This window comes from Enterobacter sp. V89_11, from assembly GCF_029967775.1.
Classification (GTDB): Bacteria; Pseudomonadota; Gammaproteobacteria; order Enterobacterales; family Enterobacteriaceae; genus Enterobacter; species Enterobacter ludwigii.
The window spans coordinates 52,164-75,071 of the sequence record NZ_JASCAN010000018.1; the positions used below are offsets into that span (position 1 = coordinate 52,164).

Sequence of the window (22,908 nt, forward strand, 5' to 3'; positions counted from 1 at the left end):
TGAATTAATGATTCATCTCTCCGGGAAATAATATGTTGCCTGACAACTTCCCGTAGGTAACGTTAACGTTTTTTTGCTTGTTGGTTTGGGCAATAAGACCGCTCAACTCACTCATTCTTTCCTGCAACAAATCCTTGAGGAGGAGCTCATTCTGCAGCACCTGATTCAGTATCACCATCGCCTGATCCTGGATGTGTTTGCTGTCGGGTGGAAAAGGAGTCGTGCTGATTTCTTCAACCAGCGAAACGTATGCAACCTCCTGTTCGATGAGCTCATCCCATTTCCCGGATTGAGCAAGGCTCAGCATTGTATTGCTAAGCGCATAAAGAGCATGCCACTTTTTAAGGGATAAGCTGGAGTCGTTCATTAAAGTTAATCCTGCTTGGGAGTATAACCCGGGCCGATTTGCTTCCAGGCGTCGGAAATATTGAGCAGCAGAGCCTCGACTTCGGTAATCGCCTCGATGTCATTGCGCAGATTGGCATGTAACAAACGGCGTACCATATAGTCATAAAGCGCAGAAAGGTTGCGGGGGAGTTCTCCTCCCACATCCATATTTAACCCAGCCTTAAGGCCATTTTCGATAATATTAATGGCCTTAGACAGGGCCTCTCCTTTTGCCGGGATGTCTCCCTGCTCAAGGAAAAGGCGCGCCCGGATAAGCGCGCTATGGATACCGTCGAACAACATGACAACCAACTGGTGCGGGCTGGCACTCAAGACAGCAGATTCAAGACCTACCTGCTGATAGGCTTGTACACCAGATTTGCTATACATATCGTTTCCTTTCTTACTTACTGCTGAACTGTTGGGTCAAATAAGTGGCCGTGCCGTTGAATTTTGTGACCAGCTTATCTAAATCGTTAAATTGCTTTTTATAGCGCGCCATCGTGGCTTCAATCGTCAACTCCATCGCGTCATAACGTTTACCGATGGATTTGAGCGTGGCGTTAATACCGTCCTTCGCATTCTGAATGACGCCTTCTTTACCTACAGAGGTGCTCAGCATGTCAGTCAGCGTATTGTTCATCTGGGTGGCGAAACCGGTGGTTTTACCATCCCCGACAAAATAGGCCTGAACGCCAGCCGGGTCATCCGTGAGGATCTTGGTTAATTTCTTATCATCAATTTTCAGGTTGCCAACCGCGCCGTCCGCGCCTTTGACCGGGTCCTGTGTGATGCCAAGTTGGGCCATAATGGCATAGGAACCGCTCTGCACATTGGTCAATAAAGCACGCAGATCGGATTGTACTCCGCGGATAGTACTGTCACCCATCAGTACGCCGTTATTCGAAGACTGGGCGGTTGCACCCACCGCAGGTGGCTCATATTTCGTCAATGAGGCAATGGTGGACTGCAGAGAGTTATAGGCAGTTACCCATTCTGTAATGGCTTTTTTGTTATCGTCTGTAGAGCGGGTTACGGTCAGGGTTTCATCGGCCGTGCTCTGTGCTTTCAGGGTTAATGTTACCCCTGGAATGGCGTCAGTGATGGTATTGGTCTGGCGGACAATCTGGATACCGTTGACGTTAACGACGGCATTTTGTGATTTCACCTGTTCGGTAAGTGCGCCACTGCCAATGATGCCTTTCAGCGTATCGTCGCCGGTCACTGTTACCGTCATATCAGAATCGGTACCGGTGGTTTTGGAGGTCAGCATCAGACGATAGTCGCCATCATCCGCTTTCACCACACTTGCCGAGACACCGCCGTTGGCAGCGTTAATGGCTTTAGCGATCCCGTTCAGGGAGGTATCGCCATCGGCCAGGGTTACTGTCAGTGGTTTGCTGTCAGCGCCTGCCTGGGTAATGGTAATGGTTCGGCTGTTGGTGCCCGTGGTGCCACCTAACTGCTTAGTATTGCTGTCGATAGTGCCTGGCGTGGTCGTCAGCACCTGGCCTTTAGCAATCTTGCTGACGTTGACTGTCACATCACCAACGTTAGCGCCGGAGGTACTGATAGCCGAAAATGCAGTATTGGTGCTGCTAATGGAGGTTGAGTTCCACGTATCTGTTTTTGCGAGCTTAGCAGCTGCGGTTTGCAGATTCGTCAGGGCGCTTTGTAATTTACCGTAACCGGTAATCTGCGCGTCGTAGGTGGTTTTTTGCTTGGCAATAGCCGTCAATTTTGTTTCTTCTGCTGCCTGCAGCTTATCGTACAGATCTGACAGGCCGGGCATGCCCACCCCGAGATTACTGATAGTCGCCATGTAGTGTTCCTTCTTAATGGATGTTTCAGTCGTTTATCGGCCCGTTCGACGAAAAGTTTACGGCAAGCTTAAAAAATATATCGCTGAATAAGCGACCTAAATGACGCGTTTTAAATCAACAGGGTGCATGACGAAGAAATATACCGAAGAGAATAAGACGGTGATTTTTTGCGTTAATCTTTTATTCATCATGCACTCTGCAGCCGCTTTAGCGTAAAATAAACCTTTATAAAACAAATAATTAAATATTTTCTTCGATATTTTCTAAAGTCTGCTGTTCGAGCGTCGATAACCATGTTGACGGTGAGAGACGCCGTGAGTGTTAGGCACCGACCCTAGAAACCATTTTTGAAGGAATTAAAATTATGTCAGTTATCAATACTAACCTGTTGTCCCTGACCACTCAGAACAACCTGAACAAATCTCAGTCTTCTCTGGGCACCGCTATTGAGCGTCTGTCTTCTGGTCTGCGTATCAACAGCTCTAAAGATGATGCTGCGGGTCAGGCGATTGCAAACCGTATGAACTCTCAGATTAAAGGGATGACTCAGGCTGCTCGTAACGCCAACGACGGTATCTCTCTGGTTCAGACCGCTGAAGGTAACCTGAACGAGATCAACTCCAACTTACAGCGTATCCGTGAGCTGGCTGTTCAGGCTGCGAACGATACTAACGGTACCACTGACTACACCTCAATCAGCACTGAAATTACTCAGCGTCTGGGTGAAATCGACCGTATCGCTGGCGCTGCTAACTTCAACGGCAAAAAACTGCTGGACGGTAGCCAGACTGCTTCTCTGAACATCCAGGTTGGCGCAGGTACTGGTGCAACTGATAGCATCGCTATCACCACTGGCGCACTGATTGATGCTAAAGCTACCAGCCTCGACACTGGCCTGACCGGTACTATCACCGATAACAGCACTGCTAAAGCTTTCATCACTGCAGCTGACAACGCTATCTCTAAAATTGATACCGCTCGTTCTAACATGGGTGCGATTCAGAACCGTTTCGAATCTACCATTAACAACCTGAACAACTCTATCACTAACCTGTCTGCTGCTCAGTCTCGTATCCAGGATGCTGACTACGCAACTGAAGTATCTAACATGTCCCGCGCGCAGATCCTGCAGCAGGCTGGTACTTCCGTGCTGTCTCAGGCAAACCAGGTTCCACAGGCGATGCTGTCCCTGCTGCGTTAATAGACGCACTATCTTTAAAAAAGGTTGCTGGAAACAGCAGCCTTTTTTTTCACTATTTTTCCGTAAAATCACCGGATCGTAATCTGTAAAATAAGGCTGCATTTAGCAGCGTTTTCCCGCCATCACCCCCCGAAACACAGTGTTACTCTGCCTAAAATCTCCTTTTCCGGTCGTCTGACGACAGTTTACCGAAGAGTTATAAGATGAGTGAATTCGCACGTAGCCGGGCTATGCGTCAGTTTTATCGGAATGTGTTTACCCGATTCATTGATCTGCCTGAAGCCGATGTTATGCCCGCCAACATCACGGCCGAAATTTTCAGTTTTAAAAGCACTAATTTCACTGCGCTCGAACCCATGATTCGTGTGGCCGAAACGGGGCTGGATGCTGAAAAGGATACGGCTTTAAAAGACATGCTATGTGCCATCGTGCTGGCAAACACCGCACTGGATGAGTCCGTCATTGGCGAAAAACAGACTCTTTCTGCCGAGATGAGTACCCAACTGACAGAATATATTGTGTCGGCGTTAAAAGCCGATGACAACATTCACTATCTTGTCGCCGCCATTCAGCTTCTGTTCCGCGTCAATGAAATCAGCTCAGCGTTATTTTTAATTAACAACAACCTTTCGCTGGTTAGCAATTCGGCACCTGTGCTGAAAATCCTGCTGTTGATCTGTTTAATGGAAAATGATTTCAACCAGGCGATGGTTGTTATCCAGGCTCTGACGGCAGACGCTGCATTAATCGGCGAAGATCCTATGGCCCTGTTGATGATTACCTGCGGCATCTACAGGCTGGGGGGCATACCCGATTCGTACATCGATTTTCGATCGCTTCATGTGAGCGAGCATGCGGTGGAAAATCAATCCTACGATTACTGGATCGCAAAAAGCACAGCTGCCAAAACAACGGTGCTAGTCACGTGCGACAGCGAGGATTATTTCGAGCACGCTGTGCCGATGCTCTATTCACTCTATGAGACCAATCGCGACGTCCTTGATGTGCACGTGCATCTAATTAACGGCAATGATGATGTTAAACATAGCCTGATGACCCTTCGCGAACAGCTACCTGAGCTCAACCTCTCTGCAAGCCATGAGCAAATAACCCGTAATGAGGACATGTCGGTAGTCCGTGCTGCACGTCGCCTCGTTTTCCTGCACCACGCACTGCAGGCGTTTAACACTCCCATTATTGCCATTAACCCTAATGTGCTGGTGCGTAAGCCGTGGTGTGAGCCAGAAACGGCGCTGTTGCTCCTGCAAACCGAATCCTCACCTTTCTGGGAAGAGGTTTTTGCCGGTTTTATTTACGCAAAACCCGGCGGCGTAGCGCAACGATATTTCGACCGCGTTGTGCCGTTCATCCATACCAACCTCGCCAGCGGCAATCATGCGCCTGGTCTGGAGCAAGTCGCACTCTTTTCCTGTCTGGACATGCTTTCGCCAGAAGACCGTCTGGCGATCTCGCGTGCCGAGCGTAGCGGAATACTCGATAGCCAGTCGGGTGAGGAGGCGTTCTGTTGGGTTGCAAGGAACACAGCAGGCCCATACCAGGAATATAAATCGTCGCTTATTCGCACGTATCAACGCTGAAGCATTTGCCCTGTGACCGTAAGAACAGAATCTGGAAAAAACGTGACGATACAGTACCCCTATTATCGGGTCAGCCCCGAGACCATTCATGCCGCTGCGGTGCTTAATCATCTGACCACGCCACTGCCTGCGTTTGCCCGTGTCATGGAGATTGGCTGTGGTTCAGCAACGCGTCTGATTATGCACGCATGGGCGCATCCTGAGAGTATCGCTCTGGGTATCGATATTGACGAAGAGGCGATCGTGAAGGGGCAGAAGTTTGCTGCCGAACTGGGATGTCATAACGTTGAACTGTTTGCTGCAGGATTAGGGGATTTGCTCGCCGCGGATCCGGGTGAGTTAGATTACATCATTATTCATCAGACCTTTGGTTTTCTTGGAAAAAGCGAACGGGAAGCGTTGCTGACATGGTGCCAGTCGCATTTATCTGCCAACGGCGTTATCGCCATTAAGTGGTCAGTACTGCCTGGCAGCATAGCGCGCATAACGTTGGGTGAAGCGTTACGGTTCCATCTTGATCGCGCAGAAGAGGGCAGCGACCTGCTGGCGTCAGCCCGCGCCATGCTGAGCTTTATGTTGCTCACGCTGGAAGAGGGTTCGCTGAAAAATGAAGTCCTTCTCGCTGAAGAAATGGATGATAACGCGCTCATTCTGGCCTATTTAAGCCCGAGTGACGGGGCATGCACCCTCGGGGATTTTAACGCACAGGCTGAACTCGCCGGTCTGCAGTTCCTGGGCGATTTGCTGCCACAGTCGGAACTGGGAAGCTTCTACAGTCCGAGAATCGAACAGTTACTGGGTGCCGTCAGCGACGGGGCAAGCAGAACCTTGTCGCAGCAATATCTTGATTACGCCGTTCAACGCGAAGAACGCTTTTCCTTGCTGTGCCACCTAAATCGCCTCTCGCCGCCGGTTCACCCGGATCTGAACCTCCTGAGAAACCTGCACTGGGCCGGAAGCTTTATGCCGATCGAACTGGATTCTGCAAAAGCGCCCCGCGTGTTCAGAAATAATAATGGACGGATCATGCGTACCGACAATGCCATTATTATCAGGATCATGGAGTTGTTGGGCAATGCCTGGCCTATGTCCTTAAGTTTCGAACAGCTTGTGCTCAATTGCCGGGCTCCTGAAACGCATGAGGATTATCAGGAGACGGTGTGGGAAGCATTAAAAACGCTGTTTATGACCTGTGCTGACGGATTTTTCTGGAGTGCCACCCCAGGGGCATACAACGCTGCGCAAAATGGTGAGCTGGCACCGGTAGGGCTGTTACCACCAGAGCGTCCTGCGAACAATGTAAGCATCATGAACCTGTGGGGAGAGTGGGTTTCATTGACCCCTGCTGAGTGGAATTATTTGCGCTTCGAAATGGGGCATGCCGGGCAGACGAACTGGGAACTCTACTCTTCATTGAAAATTAAAGGGTTGCTAACCGGCTCGCCTGAGGCCTGGAAAAAGCAACTGCAGTGTTTTCTGCGTGCAGGCATGCTCGACGTACTAAAATCGCAACTTTCTCTGTTGTTGTTGCTTAGTGTCGATCAACAGCAGGGCGGAATGCTTATCAAGAGCAATGCCGAACCCGTATTAGCCGACCCGGACGTGGACGCTATCTACGAGCGCGCAAACAGCCTTATCCAAAAAGGCCGTTCTAAAGAAGCCCGCGAGTATGCTCGTGGGTTAATGGAAAAAAATCCAGACAATATTCACGTCCTTCGCTGCTATTCAAAAACATGCGTGCTGACCTCCGCCTGGGATGACGCGCTGGCGTCGCTTTGTAAACTGATGGGCTATTATTTCTCGAGCCTTGATATCTATTATGATCTTGCCACGGTGTTGCAGCGTAAGCGTGAATTCTACGGTTCACGGCAAATTGTCCGTACCTTGCTTCGTCTGAATAATAAAAATATTGATTACTGGCTAAGTCTGGCATCGCTGCATCACGCCTATGGCGATATGACATTAGCGGAAAAATGCTGCAGGGAGATTATGCGCTTCCAGCACCCGGGGCCCAGTTCACTTGGGCTCACCGGGATTGTATTGAGTGACAACCATAAAATGGCAGAAGCGCGCTATTTTATGGAAAAGGCCGTAGAGCTTAGCAATTATAATTTCGGCTACTTCAGTAACTTACTGTTTGTAATGAGCCACGACGCTAGCGTAACGGCCGAGACGTTGCTGGAAAAGCACCTTGAATACGGCCGCCGCGCAGCAACCTGGGCAACAGAGAGCGGGGTAAAACTGGTTCTCAATAATTCCAGAGAACCTCAGCGTAAGCTTCGACTTGGCTTTGTTTCAGGCGATTTGCGTAAGCATCCGGTGGCGAATTTTCTTCTGCCTTATTGGGATGCCATCAATCGTGAACAGTATGATTTGGTGGCCTATAGCACCCTGTTCCTTGAAGAAGATGACACGTATTGTCACCTTCGCCAGAGCGCAACGCTATGGCGTCAGGTTGATGCTATCAGCGATATTGAACTGGCGAAACTGATAGCTGAAGACGGGATTGATATTCTGTTCGATTTATCGGGTCATACAGCCTACAACCGATTGCCTGTTTTCGCGTTGCGTCCGGCTCCGATTCAGATCACATGGATAGGTTATCCGGGCACGACGGGTCTGAAAGAGATGGACTATATACTTCTTTCGGCGAGCCTGGCGCAGTCTCAGGAGCTTGAAAAACAGCTGGTGGAAAACGCGATGTTCGTTGCGACACGCAAGAGTTTCGAACCTCATCCTCTCAGTCCGGACATCAATCCATTACCTGCGCTGCGTAACGGTTATATTACCTTTGCCAGTTTTAACCGCTCTAAAAAAATTAACGATCAGGTGCTGAATGCATGGGCATCTATTTTGACGGGTTACCCTGAAGCCAGGCTGTTAATCGGTAACATGACTGATGCCGAAATGATTTCGGCCATGACAAAACGCCTGCAACAGCGCGGAATTTCTCGCGACAGATTGCTCTTCCGGGGACTCGTGGAAATGGATGAGTACCTCACGATGCACCATGAGATTGATATTTTACTTGATGCATTCCCTTATAGCGGTGGAACGACGACGCATCATGGCGCCTGGATGGGCGTCCCGACAATCACCATGAATGGCCCGACCATACCGTGTCAGCAGGGCGTCGATATTATGCGTTCTTATAGACTGGAGCAGTTTATTGCGATTGATGAGGAAGATTATATTTCCAGAGCAATCGCCTGGGGGCAACGTATTCCAGAACTTGCTGAAATCCGACTGGGGATGCGAGACAGGATCCCCGTAGACCACGTGCCAGATTTTAATATTGCAGAAAACTTTGAACGGGCGCTGCGTGAAGCGTGGGGAATTTATTGTCGGGGAGAAGAGCCGCATGCGTTTCTCATCACTGAACAGCATTCCTGACTCGCAAGGGTTAACTAAGCCGGCCATGTGGGCAAAATTTAACGGTATCATTACCGAGGTAGGATATGAGTAAAATTTACGTAACCAGTCCATTCTTGCCCCCTCTGGAAGAGTTTATCCCTTATCTGGAGCAAATCTGGCAAAATAAAACTCTGACAAACGGCGGACCATTTCATCAGCAGCTGGAACAGGCTCTGGCGGAATATCTGGGTGTAAAGCATCTTTCGCTTTTTGCAAACGGAACGCTGGCGCTGCTGACGGCATTTCAGGCGTTGCGCCTGACTGGCGAGGTGATCACCACGCCGTATTCCTTTGTTGCGACCTCGCATAGCTTATTGTGGAACGGATTAACGCCGGTCTTCGCTGATATCGATCCCCAAACCTATAATATTAATCCGGATCGCATTGAAGAATTAATTACGCCTAACACCACCGCAATTTTGCCTGTTCATTGTTATGGGATTCCCTGTGACATCGATAAAATTCAGAAAATAGCAGATGTGTACGGTTTGCGGGTTATTTATGACGCAGCACATGCATTTAATGTCCGCAAAAACGATATAAGCATTTTAAATCACGGTGATTTGTCCGTACTCAGCTTCCATGCCACCAAAGTCTTTAACACCTTTGAGGGCGGGGCCATTATAAGTCACGATCTCAAAACCAAACAGCGCATCGATTACCTTAAGAATTTTGGCTTTGCTGGTGAAACCCGCATCGTGGCTCCTGGCATTAACGCCAAAATGAATGAGGTGGAAGCTGCATTCGGTCTTCTGCAGCTTAAACATATTGATAAAGCACTGGACGAAAGAAAGGCGATTTATCAACGCTACTGTGAAATGTTAGACGGGCTGGAAGGATTAACGTTTGTCGACGTACCCGCCGATGTGAGCTGGAACCACGCCTATTTCCCGGTGCTCATCGAACCGCATTTCGGGATGAGTCGTGATGGGGTATATGAGTTATTTAAAGCGGATGCCATTCTGACGCGTCGCTATTTCTACCCGCTCATCAGTTCATTTGCCATGTACAGAGGTTTCCCTACTTCGGCGGAAGAACATCTGCCCGTTGCGAATGATATCGCCGGAAAGGTACTGTGCTTGCCGATTTATCCAGGAATGACGCTGGAAGAACAGGATCGGGTCGTGAATGCTCTGAAGCGTGCTTCCCTGGTAGGACAGGCGCAGGGTAACGAACCGACGCCAGTCACGGAGATTGCGGTATGAGCATGATGCCTACAGCGATGATCCTTGATGCAGGGTTTGCCTCGTTGCCATTACAACAGGCCATAAAAGCCGCAGGGTTTCGAACGCTTGCCTGTAGCGGTAAAGCCCAGGATGCAGGGATGAAATATGCCGATGCGACCTGGGCGCAAAATTACGCTGACAGCGAGGCGGTACTGGCCATTGCCCGCAAGGAAAAAATCACGGCGCTGTCGCCAGGTGTGACGGACGTTTCGTATCTTTCTGGCTGCCGCGTGGCGCAGGCGCTGGGCCTTCCCGGCTATGACTCTCCCGAGGTAAGCGATCTCCTTTTCCTCAAGGACCGCTTCAGGAAATGGGCCAGCGAGAAGGGATATCCTATTCCAAAAGCTGCCAGTAACGTGCAGGAGGCGCGTACGATGCCTTTCCCGCTGCTGGTAAAACCTGTCGACGCATACAGTGGAAAAGGGATCTCATTGATTCATCAGCCAGATGAGCTTGATGAGGCGGTCAACGTCGCGCGTGCTGCGTCAGCGGGCGGACATTGTGTCATTGAAACGTTCTGCCAGGGGGCGCTGTATAGTCATTCGGCGTTTATTCGTGGGGGTGAAATCACTTGCGAATTTTTTGTCGATGAATATTGCACAGTCTATCCGTGGCAAGTGAACAGCAGCTGTCTGAGTGTCAATCTGCCCGAGTCGATGCGTGATCAAATCAGTGAATGTATGCAGGCCATTGTCAGCGACTTAGGCCTTGTCGATGGACTCTTACATACTCAACTTATTGCTGACGAACGGCAATTTTGGCTGATTGAAGTGACACGCCGCTGTCCGGGCGATCTCTATTCGAAATTGATTGAGCTTTCCACGGGCGTCGATTATTGCCGTGAATTTGTTGCGCCTTTCATCGGACAGACAAGTCACCTGGCGCACCGGCGTCCCGCACGTCGGCGCAATATTGCCCGTCATACGGTCTCTTCAACTCATCGAAGCCTTTTCTTCGGGTTTAACTGTGCGCCTCTGCCAGCCAACATCCTTCAGGCGATACCGCTTAAACAACCCGGCGATGAAATCGGCCCTGCGCCAGGGGATCGGGCAGGGTTAATTTTTGCTGAGTTTACCGATCTTGACGCCATGGCAAGCCACACGCCTCAGCTTAAAAACTATTTTTCTTTTTCTTCTTTGTAAGGACCGGACTATGAACAGGCCTCTATCTCTTGGGTTTATTGGCGGAGGGATCAATTCAGCAATTGGTCTGACGCACAAAATTGCCAGTCAAATGGACGGCCATTTCGAGTTGGTGACGGGATGTTTTAGCCGCGATAAAACGCTTAGCAAACAGACGGGGCTGGCATGGGGACTAAAGGATGAAGCCATTTATACGAATGCGGCGACCCTGCTGGAAGAGCAGCACGCACAAATGGATGCCGTTGTCATCCTGACGCCGACCCCGGCCCATCGTGAAATTATTCTGGCCTGTCTTGAATACGGTCTTCCGGTTATCAGTGAAAAAGCCATGGTCGCCAGTGTGACGGATGCGCGCGATATCGCCCAGCGCGTGGCAGACATCAATGGACAACTCTACGTCACCTATAACTATACCGGCTATCCGATGGTACGCGAATTGCGTGAACGGTTACGTCGCGGTGAACTGGGGAGCATTCAGCATGTCATGGTGGAAATGCCTCAGGAAGGATTTATTCGCAGCCGGGAAGATGGCAGTGTGGCTCAGCCTCAGGAATGGCGTCGCGTTGATGGTGACATCCCGACCGTTTCCCTCGACCTTGGGGTCCATGTGCATCAACTGGTGGAGTTTCTGACGGATAAACGTGCCGAGGATGTCTATGCGATTAACAGCACGTTTGCGCGCGTCCCGAATGTTGTCGATACGGTGAATCTGGTTTCCCGTTACGACGACGATATGGTGTGTAATTACTGGTACGGCAAAGCGGCGCTGGGTTACCGAAATGGTTTGCGGATACGAATTTATGGTTCTGAAGGCAGCGCAGAATGGTTGCAAATGGAGCCTGAGTATCTCCATCTTGCTGATGTACATGGGAATATTCGCCTGATCGACCGAACAGCCGGAGACAATACGGTGGCCAACCAGCCCCGCTATTGCCGCTTCAAAGCAGGGCACCCTGCCGGATTCATTGAGGCATTTGCAAACTATTACGCCGATATTGCCGCCAGTTTACGTGGTGAACCTACGGGATACAGCCTCAGTTGCGATACGGCCGTCCGTGGGCTGGAATTTCTCGAAAAAGCGCAGCAGAGCGCACTGACGTCTGCCAAAGTCGAATTATTACGTTAATAACGGTTGTGCTGAGGACTATATGACATTACTGGAACAGTTACAGGGTTACGATAACGCCTTTTTTGAGAGCATCAACTCAATGCAAGCCAATGGGCTCCCGATTGTGCTTTATGGGGCAGGCTGTCTGGGGCAGATGACGGCAGAATTTATGTTCCGGGAAAACATGCCGCTCCATAAAGTCGCACTTAATAGAAAATATATTACAGAAGGGATGAGCTTCCACGGTCTCCCGGTTGTGGCAATCGAAGATCTCCTTGAACAACCCGGTGAATTCAACTGTATCGTGGCGTTGCAGTATGTTAGTGACGCGATGCAGGCAGAACTTCGGCAGGGGGGCGCCAATGTGCTTGTATTTGATCCTGCTTTTATCGGCGTCAGCACAACTCTCTGGTATACCCCGTCATTTTGTGATGAACATAAGGACCTTCTTGAACATCTGTACGCGAGCCTGGAAGACGATCGTTCGCGGGAAACGCTGGTTGCATTTCTTAAACAGCGTTTAACTGCTACCCGTGGCTATTACCAGGCGGTATACGAACCGGTACATTATTTCCCGTCAGATATTGTCCGCCTGCAGGATAACGAAGTGTTTATTGATTGCGGGGCCTACAATGGCGATAGCATTGGGGCGTTTATGCAAGAAGTGGCCCGTCAGCAGGTCGCGCAGCCAGAAAGCGTTATCGGCTTTGAGCCTGATGCCAGTAATTATGCTCAACTTTGTGAAAATACGCGCCAGTGGCCATTTTGTCAGCCAGTGCAAAAGGGCGTATGGGATGAAAACACCGTTCTCTCTTTTCAGTCGGGAAATGCACTCTCTTCACGCCTGATGGAACAAAGCACGAACACGGTGACCATTGAACTGGATAGCATTGATAATATCCTGCAGGGGCGCAAAGCCACCTTTATTAAAATGGATGTCGAAGGCGCTGAACTAAAAGCCTTGCAGGGCGCTGCAAGCACGATTCAGGACTGGAAACCTTTACTGGCAATAAGTCTTTACCATAAGCCGGAAGATCTCCTGACAATTCCTCAATATATTGCCTCTCTCAGTGCTGATTATGTGTTTTATCTGCGCGGACATCACCCTGAACTGGCCTTCGAACTGGTTTTATATGCTGTGCCTAAGTCACGGTATATAAAGAAATAGGCAAATAACCCCCCATTTTACCCACTATTCATCCAATTGAACGCCCTGCAGAATCGGATAATCATGCCGATAACTCAACTAACGCAGGGCTGTTTATCGTGAATTCACTCTATACCGCTGAAGGTGTAATGGATAAACACTCGCTGTGGCAGCGTTATGTCCCACTGGTGCGTCACGAAGCATTGCGCCTCCAGGTGCGTTTGCCGGCGAGCGTGGAACTTGACGATCTGCTACAGGCGGGCGGTATCGGGTTATTGAATGCAGTTGACCGATACGACGCTCTGCAAGGAACGGCATTTACGACTTACGCAGTTCAGCGTATTCGTGGTGCGATGCTGGATGAGCTGCGCAGCCGCGACTGGGTGCCGCGCAGTGTTCGCCGCAACGCGCGCGAAGTGGCGCATGCGATGGGGCAGCTGGAACAGGAACTGGGACGTAACGCAACGGAAACAGAAGTGGCGGAACGTCTTGGCATTGCTGTTGAAGAGTATCGTCAGATGTTGCTCGATACCAATAATAGCCAACTCTTCTCTTATGACGAGTGGCGAGAAGAGCATGGCGATAGCATCGAGCTGGTGACAGATGAGCATCAGCAAGAAAACCCGTTACACCATTTAATGGAAGGTAATTTACGCCAGCGCGTAATGGAAGCGATTGAGGCTTTACCTGAGCGCGAACAGCTGGTGTTGACCCTCTATTATCAGGAAGAGCTTAATCTCAAAGAGATTGGCGCTGTTCTGGAAGTGGGGGAGTCTCGGGTGAGCCAGTTGCACAGCCAGGCCATTAAACGTTTACGCACAAAGCTGGGTAAGTTATAGGTGATTGATTCACCTGAAAAATGCCGCACAACGTATTGACAACCAGGAGTTATCATGACGGTGCAGCAATCTAAAAGACGGCCTTTAAGCCGCTACCTGAAAGACTTTAAACACAGCCAGACGCATTGCGCCCACTGTAACAAGTTACTCGATCGTATCACGCTGGTTCGTCGAGGCGAAATCGTTAATAAGATCGCGATTTCACGCCTCGACACGTTGATGGATGAAGCAGCATGGCTCGAAGAACAAAAAGAGTGGGTGGCGCTTTGCCGTTTCTGCGGTGATCTCCACTGCAAAGAGCAAAGCGACTTCTTCGACATTATTGGCTTCAAACAATTCCTGTTTGAACAAACGGAGATGAGTCACGGAACCGTACGCGAATATGTCGTCCGCCTGCGCCGTCTCGGACAACATCTCACCGTGAACAACATCTCCCGCGATCTGCTGAAGACCGGCTATCTGGATGAGAATCTTGAGCCGTGGCTGCCTGCGACCAGCACCAACAACTACCGCATTGCGCTGCGCAAGTATGCACAATATAAGGTACAAATGCCGGGTGTCATAAAGCAGAAAGCCCACGCTGGAACAACTTCTGATATATATTAAAAAAGAATAAGATGTAGCGCAGTCGCCTTTGACCTTGCAGGTGATTTCTCTACACTACTCAAAAATTCCACTATATCGGGGTATTTATGAAATTAGCACTTCTGGGTCGTCAGGCGCTGATGGGTGTAATGGCAGTCGCGCTGGTCGCGGGTATGAGCGTGAAAACGTTCGCCGCAGAAAATCTGCTGAATAAAGTGAAAGAGCGCGGTACGCTGCTGGTCGGGCTGGAAGGAACCTATCCTCCGTTCAGCTTCCAGGGCGATGACGGTAAACTCACCGGTTTTGAAGTGGAATTTGCACAGGAACTGGCGAAACACCTTGGCGTGAAAGCCTCCATCAAACCGACCAAATGGGACGGTATGCTGGCGTCGCTGGATTCCAAACGTATTGATGTGGTGATTAACCAGGTGACCATTTCTGACGAGCGTAAGAAGAAGTATGACTTCTCCACGCCGTACACCGTGTCTGGTATCCAGGCGCTGGTGAAGAAAGGTAACGAAGGCACCATCAAAACGGCCGCTGACCTGAAAGGCAAAAAAGTCGGTGTCGGTCTGGGAACCAACTATGAAGAATGGCTGCGCCAGAACGTTCAGGGTGTGGATATCCGCACCTACGATGATGACCCGACAAAATACCAGGATCTCCGCGTAGGTCGTATTGATGCGATTCTGGTTGACCGTCTGGCCGCGCTGGATCTGGTGAAGAAAACCAACAATACCCTGGCGGTTGCCGGTGATGCGTTCTCTCGTCAGGAATCCGGTGTAGCCGTTCGTAAAGGCAACGACGACCTGGTTAAAGCGATTGACTCCGCGATTGCTGACATGCAAAAAGACGGCAGCCTGAAAGCCCTTTCTGAGAAGTGGTTCGGGGCAGACGTCACGAAATAAGTCTTTGACGTTAAAAAAAGGCGCTTTTAAAAGCGCCTTTTTTATTTCTTACGCGTCTGCGTGCATAATGAAAAATATCACATTGAGTCAGTGTTACCGGAGAACCCATGTCACTACAGAATTTAACGCGCTTTCCCCGCCTGGAGTTTATCGGCGCGCCGACTCCGCTGGAGTATCTGCCGCGATTTTCTGACTATTTAGGACGCGATATTTTTATCAAGCGCGATGACGTAACGCCGATGGCGATGGGGGGCAATAAGCTGCGTAAGCTGGAGTTTCTGGCCGCTGACGCCCTGCGTGAAGGCGCGGATACGCTCATTACCGCAGGTGCCATTCAGTCTAACCACGTCCGCCAGACCGCCGCGGTGGCCGCAAAGCTGGGTCTCCACTGTGTAGCATTGCTGGAAAACCCAATTGGAACGCAAGCAGAAAACTATCTGACTAACGGCAACCGTCTGCTGCTGGATCTGTTTAACGTACAAGTCGAAATGGTCGAGGCATTAACCGACCCGACCGCACAACTTGATGAACTGGCGACGCGTCTGGAAGCGCAGGGTTTTCGCCCCTACGTTATTCCTGTCGGCGGCTCGAATGCGCTGGGTGCGCTGGGGTATGTGGAAAGTGCGCTGGAGATTGCCCAGCAATGCGAGGGGGCGGTCAGCCTCTCTTCTGTCGTTGTTGCTTCCGGCAGTGCAGGTACCCACGCAGGGCTGGCCGTTGGTCTGGAGCAATTATTACCCGATGTCGAGCTTATTGGCGTGACGGTATCGCGTAGCGTCGCGGACCAGAAGCCGAAAGTGGTCACCTTACAGCAGGCGGTGGCAGAGCAACTGGCGTTGAAGGCAACGGCTGATATCCAGCTCTGGGACGACTATTTTGCACCAGGCTACGGCACGCCTAATGAAGAGGGGATGGACGCGGTGAAATTGCTGGCGCGCCTCGAGGGTATACTGCTTGATCCTGTGTATACGGGAAAAGCGATGGCCGGTCTTATCGATGGCATTGAACAGAAGCGCTTTAAGGATGAAGGGCCGATTTTGTTTGTTCACACCGGCGGGGCACCTGCGCTGTTTGCCTACCATCCTCATGTCTAAAATCAGGTCGAAAAATAATAATGCAAGAAAGTATTCAACTGGTTATTGATTCCCTGCCGTACCTGCTTAAAGGTGCGGTATTTACGTTACAGCTCAGTATTGGCGGGATGTTCTTCGGTCTGGTACTCGGGTTTGTGCTGGCCTTAATGCGTATGTCACCCGTCTTACCAGTACGCTGGGTGGCGCGTTTTTATATCTCTGTGTTTCGCGGCACGCCGCTTATCGCGCAGCTCTTTATGATCTACTACGGTTTACCGCAGTTTGGTATTGAGCTGGATCCGATCCCCGCGGCGATGATTGGTTTGTCGCTCAATACGGCGGCATACACCTCTGAAACGCTGCGTGCGGCAATCTCGTCCATTGATAAAGGGCAGTGGGAAGCGGCGGCCAGTATCGGTATGACGCCCTGGCAAACGCTGCGCAGAGCCATTCTGCCTCAGGCGGCGCGAGTGGCGCTTCCGCCGCTCAGCAACAGCTTTATCAGCCTGGTGAAAGACACGTCGCTGGCGGCCACTATTCAGGTACCGGAACTGTTCCGTCAGGCGCAGCTTATTACCTCGCGCACCCTGGAAGTGTTCACCATGTATCTGGCGGCCTCGCTGATTTACTGGGTAATGGCGACGGTGTTATCCGCCTTGCAAAACTATTTCGAAAACCAGCTTAACCGCCAGGAGCGTGATCCAAAATGAGTGCTATCGACGTTAAAAACCTGGTGAAAAAATTCCACGGTCAAACGGTGCTCCACGGGATTGATCTGGAGGTTGAGCAGGGCGAAGTGGTCGCCATTATCGGCCCGAGTGGTTCCGGGAAAACAACGCTGCTGCGCAGCATCAACCTGCTTGAACAGCCTGAAGAAGGCACGATTCGGGTGGGGAACATTACGATTGATACCGGCAAATCCATCAGCCAGCAAAAAGGTCTGATTCGCCAGTTGCGCCAGCATGTGGGCTTTGTTTTCCAGAACTTCAATCTCTTCCCACACCGGACGGTGCTGGAGAACATCATTGAAGGCCCGGTCATTGTAAAAGGGGAAGCCAAAGAGGACGCGACGGTTCGCGCGCGCGAGTTGCTCGCAAAAGTCGGGCTGGCCGGTAAAGAAACCAGCTACCCGCGCCGCCTGTCAGGTGGTCAGCAGCAGCGTGTGGCGATTGCCCGCGCGCTGGCGATGCGCCCGGATGTGATCCTCTTTGATGAACCGACCTCTGCGCTCGACCCTGAGCTGGTGGGCGAGGTGCTGAACACCATCCGCCAGCTGGCACAGGAGAAACGCACAATGGTTATCGTTACCCACGAGATGAGCTTCGCTCGTGACGTGGCGGACCGCGCCATTTTCATGGATCAGGGAAGGATCGTGGAGCAGGGGCCGGCAAAACACTTATTTGCCAACCCACAGCAGCCGCGAACCCGTCAGTTCCTTGAAAAATTCCTTATGCAGTAGAATTTTTGCACTAATTTGCTCCAGAAAATTCATCTGGGGCAAATTATTCTCCCCCTGCGCCCGACACCGTGTTTTTTTATTCCGCTCAGACCCAATAAACCTTATCAAACGTAAAGTTAATTGTGCTGTTGCCGATATTTTGTAGTTAGAAATAAGTTTTATGTGTTAGGTTATATTCACCATAATAATGAATATCATTTCAGAGGCTTCATTTAGTAAGTATGAAGGATTCAGACTTTTTCACCTGGCGACGGGAATGCTCCCTCCGGTTTCAGAAATTGACCTGTACCGACGAGGTATATCAGGAACTTCAGCGACAAACTCAGGCGCTAGAATTCGATTATTACGCACTCTGCGTACGCCATCCCGTGCCTTTTACGCGGCCTAAGATTTCTGTGCATACCACTTATCCGCCACAGTGGCAGGCGCAATATCAGTCGAAGAATTATTTCGCCATTGACCCGGTGTTAAAACCGGAGAATTTCATCCAGGGGCATTTACCCTGGACTGACGAATTATTCGCTGATGCTGAGGAATTATGGCATAGCGCACGGGAACACGGCTTACGTACAGGAATAACGCAGTGTCTGATGCTGCCGAATCATGCTCTCGGTTTTCTGTCGGTTTCTCGTACTAGCATGCTGGAGAGTCCGTTAGACCACGAGGAAATAGAGCTGCGGTTACAACTGCTGGTGCAAGTGGCCTTAACATCGTTGATTCGATTTGAAGACGAGATGGTGATGCCGCCTGAGATGAAATTCAGCAAACGTGAACGGGAAATTCTTAAATGGACCGCGGAAGGGAAGACGTCGGCGGAAATTGCGATCATTCTCTCCATCTCAGAGAATACGGTTAACTTTCATCAGAAGAATATGCAGAAGAAATTCAATGCGCCTAACAAGACGCAGATCGCGTGTTACGCGGCGGCGACCGGGCTTATTTGAGTAGAGAGTACGTTCTGCGTGTCAGACGAGGCAACGGCTGAATGCACCGCATCCAGCCGTTTTTTATTACTGGCGGTAGGCTTGTTTAATTTGCTTAACGGTGTTGGCAAATACCGCGGATTCAGCCTGGTCTTCCATCTGCGCGATTTGTTTTTCCATTTTAATGATCACACGACCGGCGTCAGCCTGGCCCATCGCCTGTAGCATCAGCGTTAGCAGCGATTTCAGGCAGTTTACTTCCTGTGCCAGTTCCTGGTTATTCTCCGCAGTGGCAAATTCAGGTGTGCTCATTTATTTTCCTCATTATAAAACGGCGCTCGTGCGCGACGATGAAAGTCAAGGCGGCGGAGTATACCACAAGGCACAGCAAAAAATGCAGCGGTTGTTTTTCGTACTTTTACACTGGATGTTTATTTGCGTAAACAACGCGTGCCGCTAAACTGTGCGGCGTTAATAGCGACGAATTGTTTATACCCGGTTCGCTTGTCGTTAATTATTGTTACAAAAATTTAAGAACTGTTTTTTTACGGACTCAGGCGACAGGTTTTTTGTAACTTTTTGAATACAGATGCTTAAAAAAAGCTGCACAAGCCCTGGTGGCGCGGGCTCACTTTCCACGTTCTGTACAGCCTAATTTCCAAAAACGAGAGCGAAATCGAATAGCCGATTTTTTAACGTTTTAATCTTGTGAGGAAAACCGTTAATATAAACCAAATTATCACTCAGTAGCGTTATCCCTATTCTGGAGACATTTCCTTTGATCAACGTCCTTCTTGTTGATGACCACGAACTGGTGCGCGCAGGGATACGACGCATTCTTGAAGATATAAAAGGTATTAAAGTTGCTGGTGAGGCTTGTTGCGGCGAAGATGCCGTAAAATGGTGCCGCACTAATTCAGCCGATGTGGTGTTGATGGATATGAACATGCCCGGTATCGGTGGTCTTGAAGCAACCCGCAAAATCGCGCGTACCTTTGTTGATACAAAAGTCATCATGCTGACCGTGCATACTGAAAACCCGCTGCCCGCGAAAGTGATGCAGGCGGGCGCTGCCGGTTACCTGAGTAAAGGTGCCGCGCCGCAGGAAGTTGTCAATGCTATCCGTTCCGTGTTTGCCGGACAGCGTTACATTGCTTCCGACATTGCTCAGCAGATGGCCCTGAGTCAGATCGAACCCGAGAAAACGGAATCGCCGTTTGCCAGTTTGTCCGAGCGTGAACTACAGATTATGCTGATGATCACCAAAGGTCAGAAGGTAAATGAGATCTCGGAACAGCTGAATCTTAGCCCGAAAACGGTGAACAGCTATCGTTATCGCATGTTCAGCAAACTGAACATTCATGGTGATGTTGAACTGACTCATCTGGCCATCCGGCATGGTTTATGTAATGCGGAGACGTTGTTAAGTCAGTGAGTGATGTGTTCGATTCAAAAGCATTTCTGAAAACCGTAACCAGCCAGCCTGGCGTCTATCGTATGTATGACGCTGGCGGTACGGTTATCTACGTGGGGAAAGCGAAAGATCTCAAAAAGCGCCTCTCCAGCTATTTTCGCAGTAACCTTGCCTCCCGCAAGACTGAAGCACTGGTCGCACTCATACAGAATATTGATGTTACCGTCACGCATACCGAGACGGAGGCGCTGCTGCTTGAGCATAACTATATTAAGCTCTATCAGCCGCGCTACAACGTGCTGTTACGCGATGATAAATCCTATCCGTTCATCTTCCTGAGTGGCGATACGCACCCCCGGCTTGCTATGCACCGCGGTGCAAAACATGCCAAGGGTGAATATTTCGGCCCGTTTCCCAACGGCTATGCCGTCCGTGAGACGCTGGCGCTGCTGCAAAAAATCTTCCCTGTTCGCCAGTGTGAAAACAGTGTCTATCGCAATCGCTCGCGCCCGTGTCTGCAGTACCAGATTGGCCGCTGTCTGGGGCCATGCGTTGCCGGGCTGGTGAGTGAAGACGAGTATGCGCAGCAGGTCGAGTATGTGCGCCTGTTTTTAGCCGGGAAAGACGATCAGGTATTAACGCAGCTGATCGCCCGGATGGAGAAAGCCAGTGCAGCGCTGGAGTTCGAAGAGGCCGCGCGGATCCGCGACCAAATCCAGGCTGTGCGCAGAGTCACTGAGAAACAGTTCGTCTCGAACACCGGTGACGATCTCGACGTGATCGGTGTTGCCTTTGACGCCGGCATGGCCTGCGTGCATGTGCTGTTTATTCGTCAGGGTAAAGTGCTCGGGAGCCGCAGCTATTTCCCGAAAGTGCCGGGGGGGACGGAGCTGGGTGAGGTGGTTGAAACCTTCGTCGGCCAGTTCTATCTGCAGGGGAGTCAGATGCGCACGCTGCCATCGGAGATCCTGCTTGATTTCAATCTCGACGATAAAACGCTTTTGGCGGATTCGCTGTCAGAACTGGCTGGTCGTCGGGTTAACGTGCAGACCAAACCGCGCGGTGACCGCGCGCGTTACCTGAAGCTTGCCCGGACCAACGCGGCGACGGCGCTTACCACAAAACTGTCCCAGCAATCGACGGTCCACCAGCGTTTAACGGCACTGGCTACGCTCCTGAAGCTGCCGGAGGTTAAACGGATGGAGTGCTTCGACATCAGCCACACGATGGGCGAGCAGACCGTGGCCTCCTGCGTGGTGTTTGATGTTAACGGCCCGCTGCGCGCGGAATATCGTCGCTATAACATCACCGGGATCACGCCGGGTGATGACTATGCAGCCATGAACCAGGTGCTGCGCCGTCGCTACGGTAAAGCCATCGAAGAGAGCAAAATCCCGGATGTGATACTGATTGACGGCGGGAAAGGGCAGCTCGGGCAGGCGAAAGCGGTCTTTGACTCACTTGATGTGAGCTGGGATAAAAACCATCCGTTGCTGCTGGGTGTGGCAAAAGGGGCCGATCGTAAAGCCGGTCTGGAGACGCTCTTCTTCGAACCGGAAGGGGAGGGCTTCAGCCTGCCGCCGGATTCTCCGGCACTGCATGTTATCCAGCATATCCGCGATGAGTCACACGATCACGCCATCAGCGGGCACCGGAAAAAACGGGCGAAGGTAAAAAACACCAGTACGCTTGAGACCATCGAAGGCGTCGGGCCAAAACGCAGGCAGATGTTGCTTAAATATATGGGCGGATTGCAAGGATTACTCAATGCCAGCATGGAGGAAATTGCAAAAGTGCCGGGTATTTCGCAAGCGCTGGCAGAAAAGATCTACTACTCGTTGAAACATTGAGGGCTCTGTAGCAACATAGAGCTAAATTTTACTGACAACAAACAGTTACCGTCATTATGCAATTTAATATCCCTACGTTGCTCACTCTTTTTCGCGTTGTGCTTATCCCGTTCTTTGTACTGGCGTTTTACCTGCCAGTCGTCTGGGCTCCTTTTGCCTGTGCACTGATTTTCCTGGTGGCTGCGGTTACGGACTGGTTTGACGGTTATCTGGCACGCCGCTGGAACCAAAGCACCCGCTTCGGTGCCTTCCTCGACCCGGTCGCCGATAAGGTCATGGTCGCTATCGCGATGGTGCTGGTGGCTGAGCACTACCACACGTGGTGGGTAACGCTGCCTGCAGCAACCATGATTGGTCGTGAGATCATCATCTCTGCGCTGCGTGAGTGGATGGCGGAGCTGGGTAAGCGCAGCAGTGTCGCGGTATCGTGGATTGGTAAAGTGAAAACCACCGCGCAAATGGCCTCGCTGGTCTGGATGCTCTGGCGTCCAAACGCCTGGGTTGAGTGGGCGGGGATTGGGCTGCTGTGGGTTGCTGCGGTACTGACGCTGTGGTCTATGCTGCAATATTTAAACGCTGCCCGTGGCGATTTGCTTGATCAGTGATCGTTTCGACGTAATTTTCAGCAAACGATCCGGGGATGCAAAAAATAACGTTGACTCATACCGTCATATCAGTAGAATGCAACGCATCGAACGGCGGCACAGCTAGCCGGACGATAATGAAATCAAGTGGTTAGAAGTTAACTTGATGACATGCGGGAATAGCTCAGTTGGTAGAGCACGACCTTGCCAAGGTCGGGGTCGCGAGT

At 50.8% G+C, this 22,908-nt stretch carries 21 protein-coding genes; 17 read left to right on the forward strand and 4 right to left on the reverse strand.

The annotated features are described in order from the left end of the window. Positions 1–4: 4 nt before the first annotated feature. The 3 genes from fliT to fliD are packed head-to-tail and all read right to left on the reverse strand — an operon-like array spanning position 5 to position 2,209. Complete coding sequence (fliT, locus tag QLG09_RS15010) at positions 5–367, reverse strand: flagella biosynthesis regulatory protein FliT (RefSeq protein WP_014170725.1); 363 nt, start codon at positions 365–367, stop codon at positions 5–7. A gap of 5 nt (positions 368–372) precedes the next feature. Next, positions 373–777 carry a flagellar export chaperone FliS gene (gene fliS / locus QLG09_RS15015; protein ID WP_014170724.1) on the reverse strand — a complete coding sequence of 135 codons (405 nt, stop codon included), beginning with the start codon at positions 775–777 and terminating at the stop codon, positions 373–375. 13 nt (positions 778–790) lie between these two features. Next, a complete protein-coding gene (gene fliD, locus QLG09_RS15020; protein WP_044856850.1) occupies positions 791–2,209 on the reverse strand; it encodes a flagellar filament capping protein FliD in 1,419 nt (472 codons plus the stop codon). Positions 2,210–2,574: 365 nt separating this feature from the next. Between fliD and QLG09_RS15025 the strand changes: the two genes are divergently transcribed. From QLG09_RS15025 to sdiA, 14 genes are all read left to right on the forward strand, one after another. Beyond that, complete coding sequence (locus QLG09_RS15025) at positions 2,575–3,411, forward strand: flagellin (RefSeq protein WP_020883343.1); 837 nt, start codon at positions 2,575–2,577, stop codon at positions 3,409–3,411. 203 nt (positions 3,412–3,614) lie between these two features. After that, entirely contained in the window at positions 3,615–5,009 is a 1,395-nt protein-coding gene (locus QLG09_RS15030) for a hypothetical protein (RefSeq protein ID WP_282489029.1), read from the forward strand. A 42-nt stretch (positions 5,010–5,051) separates the two neighbouring features. Then, on the forward strand, positions 5,052–8,402 hold the full coding sequence (locus QLG09_RS15035) for a bifunctional class I SAM-dependent methyltransferase/glycosyltransferase (protein ID WP_162837633.1): 3,351 nt from the start codon (positions 5,052–5,054) through the stop codon (positions 8,400–8,402). 65 nt (positions 8,403–8,467) lie between these two features. After that, positions 8,468–9,628: a DegT/DnrJ/EryC1/StrS family aminotransferase gene (locus QLG09_RS15040; RefSeq protein ID WP_049022926.1), complete on the forward strand. Its 1,161-nt coding sequence runs from the start codon at positions 8,468–8,470 to the stop codon at positions 9,626–9,628. Next, positions 9,625–10,791, forward strand: a complete 1,167-nt coding sequence (locus QLG09_RS15045) for an ATP-grasp domain-containing protein (RefSeq protein WP_219373154.1) — start codon at positions 9,625–9,627, stop codon at positions 10,789–10,791. The genes QLG09_RS15040 and QLG09_RS15045 overlap by 4 nt, the downstream gene beginning before the upstream one ends. Positions 10,792–10,801: 10 nt before the next feature. Continuing rightward, on the forward strand, positions 10,802–11,917 hold the full coding sequence (locus QLG09_RS15050) for a Gfo/Idh/MocA family oxidoreductase (RefSeq protein WP_050595746.1): 1,116 nt from the start codon (positions 10,802–10,804) through the stop codon (positions 11,915–11,917). Between the two features lie 22 nt (positions 11,918–11,939). After that, positions 11,940–13,067, forward strand: coding sequence for an FkbM family methyltransferase (locus QLG09_RS15055; RefSeq protein ID WP_032678458.1), 1,128 nt, complete (start codon positions 11,940–11,942; stop codon positions 13,065–13,067). Between the two features lie 98 nt (positions 13,068–13,165). Continuing rightward, positions 13,166–13,885, forward strand: a complete 720-nt coding sequence (locus QLG09_RS15060) for an RNA polymerase sigma factor FliA (protein ID WP_014170714.1) — start codon at positions 13,166–13,168, stop codon at positions 13,883–13,885. Positions 13,886–13,939: 54 nt separating this feature from the next. Then, positions 13,940–14,491 carry a flagella biosynthesis regulatory protein FliZ gene (gene fliZ, locus QLG09_RS15065; RefSeq protein ID WP_014170713.1) on the forward strand — a complete coding sequence of 184 codons (552 nt, stop codon included), beginning with the start codon at positions 13,940–13,942 and terminating at the stop codon, positions 14,489–14,491. Positions 14,492–14,577: 86 nt separating this feature from the next. Then, on the forward strand, positions 14,578–15,378 hold the full coding sequence (gene tcyJ, locus QLG09_RS15070) for a cystine ABC transporter substrate-binding protein (protein ID WP_020883350.1): 801 nt from the start codon (positions 14,578–14,580) through the stop codon (positions 15,376–15,378). Positions 15,379–15,485: 107 nt separating this feature from the next. Next, positions 15,486–16,472 carry a D-cysteine desulfhydrase gene (gene dcyD / locus QLG09_RS15075; protein ID WP_047366323.1) on the forward strand — a complete coding sequence of 329 codons (987 nt, stop codon included), beginning with the start codon at positions 15,486–15,488 and terminating at the stop codon, positions 16,470–16,472. Between the two features lie 20 nt (positions 16,473–16,492). After that, positions 16,493–17,161, forward strand: coding sequence for a cystine ABC transporter permease (gene tcyL, locus QLG09_RS15080; RefSeq protein WP_014170710.1), 669 nt, complete (start codon positions 16,493–16,495; stop codon positions 17,159–17,161). After that, complete coding sequence (gene tcyN / locus QLG09_RS15085) at positions 17,158–17,910, forward strand: L-cystine ABC transporter ATP-binding protein TcyN (RefSeq protein ID WP_014170709.1); 753 nt, start codon at positions 17,158–17,160, stop codon at positions 17,908–17,910. Before tcyL ends, tcyN begins: the two co-directional genes overlap by 4 nt. 221 nt (positions 17,911–18,131) lie before the next feature. Beyond that, positions 18,132–18,854 carry a transcriptional regulator SdiA gene (sdiA, locus tag QLG09_RS15090; protein ID WP_050737002.1) on the forward strand — a complete coding sequence of 241 codons (723 nt, stop codon included), beginning with the start codon at positions 18,132–18,134 and terminating at the stop codon, positions 18,852–18,854. Positions 18,855–18,920: 66 nt separating this feature from the next. On the opposite strand, the gene QLG09_RS15095 is transcribed toward sdiA, so the two are convergent. Next, positions 18,921–19,145 (reverse strand): DUF2594 family protein, encoded by a 225-nt coding sequence (locus QLG09_RS15095; protein WP_003859644.1) that lies wholly within the window; start codon positions 19,143–19,145, stop codon positions 18,921–18,923. A gap of 466 nt (positions 19,146–19,611) precedes the next feature. On the opposite strand from QLG09_RS15095, the gene uvrY reads away from it, so the two are divergent. From uvrY to pgsA, 3 genes are read left to right on the forward strand one after another with little or no spacing between them, the layout of a single operon-like run. Beyond that, positions 19,612–20,268, forward strand: coding sequence for a UvrY/SirA/GacA family response regulator transcription factor (uvrY, locus tag QLG09_RS15100; protein ID WP_013096026.1), 657 nt, complete (start codon positions 19,612–19,614; stop codon positions 20,266–20,268). Continuing rightward, complete coding sequence (uvrC, locus tag QLG09_RS15105; protein ID WP_047744862.1) at positions 20,265–22,097, forward strand: excinuclease ABC subunit UvrC; 1,833 nt, start codon at positions 20,265–20,267, stop codon at positions 22,095–22,097. The genes uvrY and uvrC overlap by 4 nt, the downstream gene beginning before the upstream one ends. Positions 22,098–22,153: 56 nt before the next feature. Next, a complete protein-coding gene (gene pgsA, locus QLG09_RS15110; protein ID WP_014170706.1) occupies positions 22,154–22,702 on the forward strand; it encodes a CDP-diacylglycerol--glycerol-3-phosphate 3-phosphatidyltransferase in 549 nt (182 codons plus the stop codon). Positions 22,703–22,908 lie beyond the last annotated feature (206 nt).

Excerpts from the sequence above, each read along its gene's own strand:
- fliT (WP_014170725.1), bottom strand. The coding sequence starts at position 367 with ATGAACGACTCCAGCTTATCCCTTAAAAAGTGGCATGCTCTTTATGCG.
- fliS (WP_014170724.1), bottom strand. The coding sequence starts at position 777 with ATGTATAGCAAATCTGGTGTACAAGCCTATCAGCAGGTAGGTCTTGAA.
- fliD (WP_044856850.1), bottom strand. The coding sequence starts at position 2,209 with ATGGCGACTATCAGTAATCTCGGGGTGGGCATGCCCGGCCTGTCAGAT.
- QLG09_RS15025 (WP_020883343.1), top strand. The coding sequence starts at position 2,575 with ATGTCAGTTATCAATACTAACCTGTTGTCCCTGACCACTCAGAACAAC.
- QLG09_RS15030 (WP_282489029.1), top strand. The coding sequence starts at position 3,615 with ATGAGTGAATTCGCACGTAGCCGGGCTATGCGTCAGTTTTATCGGAAT.
- QLG09_RS15040 (WP_049022926.1), top strand. The coding sequence starts at position 8,468 with ATGAGTAAAATTTACGTAACCAGTCCATTCTTGCCCCCTCTGGAAGAG.
- QLG09_RS15045 (WP_219373154.1), top strand. The coding sequence starts at position 9,625 with ATGAGCATGATGCCTACAGCGATGATCCTTGATGCAGGGTTTGCCTCG.
- QLG09_RS15050 (WP_050595746.1), top strand. The coding sequence starts at position 10,802 with ATGAACAGGCCTCTATCTCTTGGGTTTATTGGCGGAGGGATCAATTCA.
- QLG09_RS15055 (WP_032678458.1), top strand. The coding sequence starts at position 11,940 with ATGACATTACTGGAACAGTTACAGGGTTACGATAACGCCTTTTTTGAG.
- fliZ (WP_014170713.1), top strand. The coding sequence starts at position 13,940 with ATGACGGTGCAGCAATCTAAAAGACGGCCTTTAAGCCGCTACCTGAAA.
- tcyJ (WP_020883350.1), top strand. The coding sequence starts at position 14,578 with ATGAAATTAGCACTTCTGGGTCGTCAGGCGCTGATGGGTGTAATGGCA.
- dcyD (WP_047366323.1), top strand. The coding sequence starts at position 15,486 with ATGTCACTACAGAATTTAACGCGCTTTCCCCGCCTGGAGTTTATCGGC.
- tcyL (WP_014170710.1), top strand. The coding sequence starts at position 16,493 with ATGCAAGAAAGTATTCAACTGGTTATTGATTCCCTGCCGTACCTGCTT.
- tcyN (WP_014170709.1), top strand. The coding sequence starts at position 17,158 with ATGAGTGCTATCGACGTTAAAAACCTGGTGAAAAAATTCCACGGTCAA.
- sdiA (WP_050737002.1), top strand. The coding sequence starts at position 18,132 with ATGAAGGATTCAGACTTTTTCACCTGGCGACGGGAATGCTCCCTCCGG.
- QLG09_RS15095 (WP_003859644.1), bottom strand. The coding sequence starts at position 19,145 with ATGAGCACACCTGAATTTGCCACTGCGGAGAATAACCAGGAACTGGCA.
- pgsA (WP_014170706.1), top strand. The coding sequence starts at position 22,154 with ATGCAATTTAATATCCCTACGTTGCTCACTCTTTTTCGCGTTGTGCTT.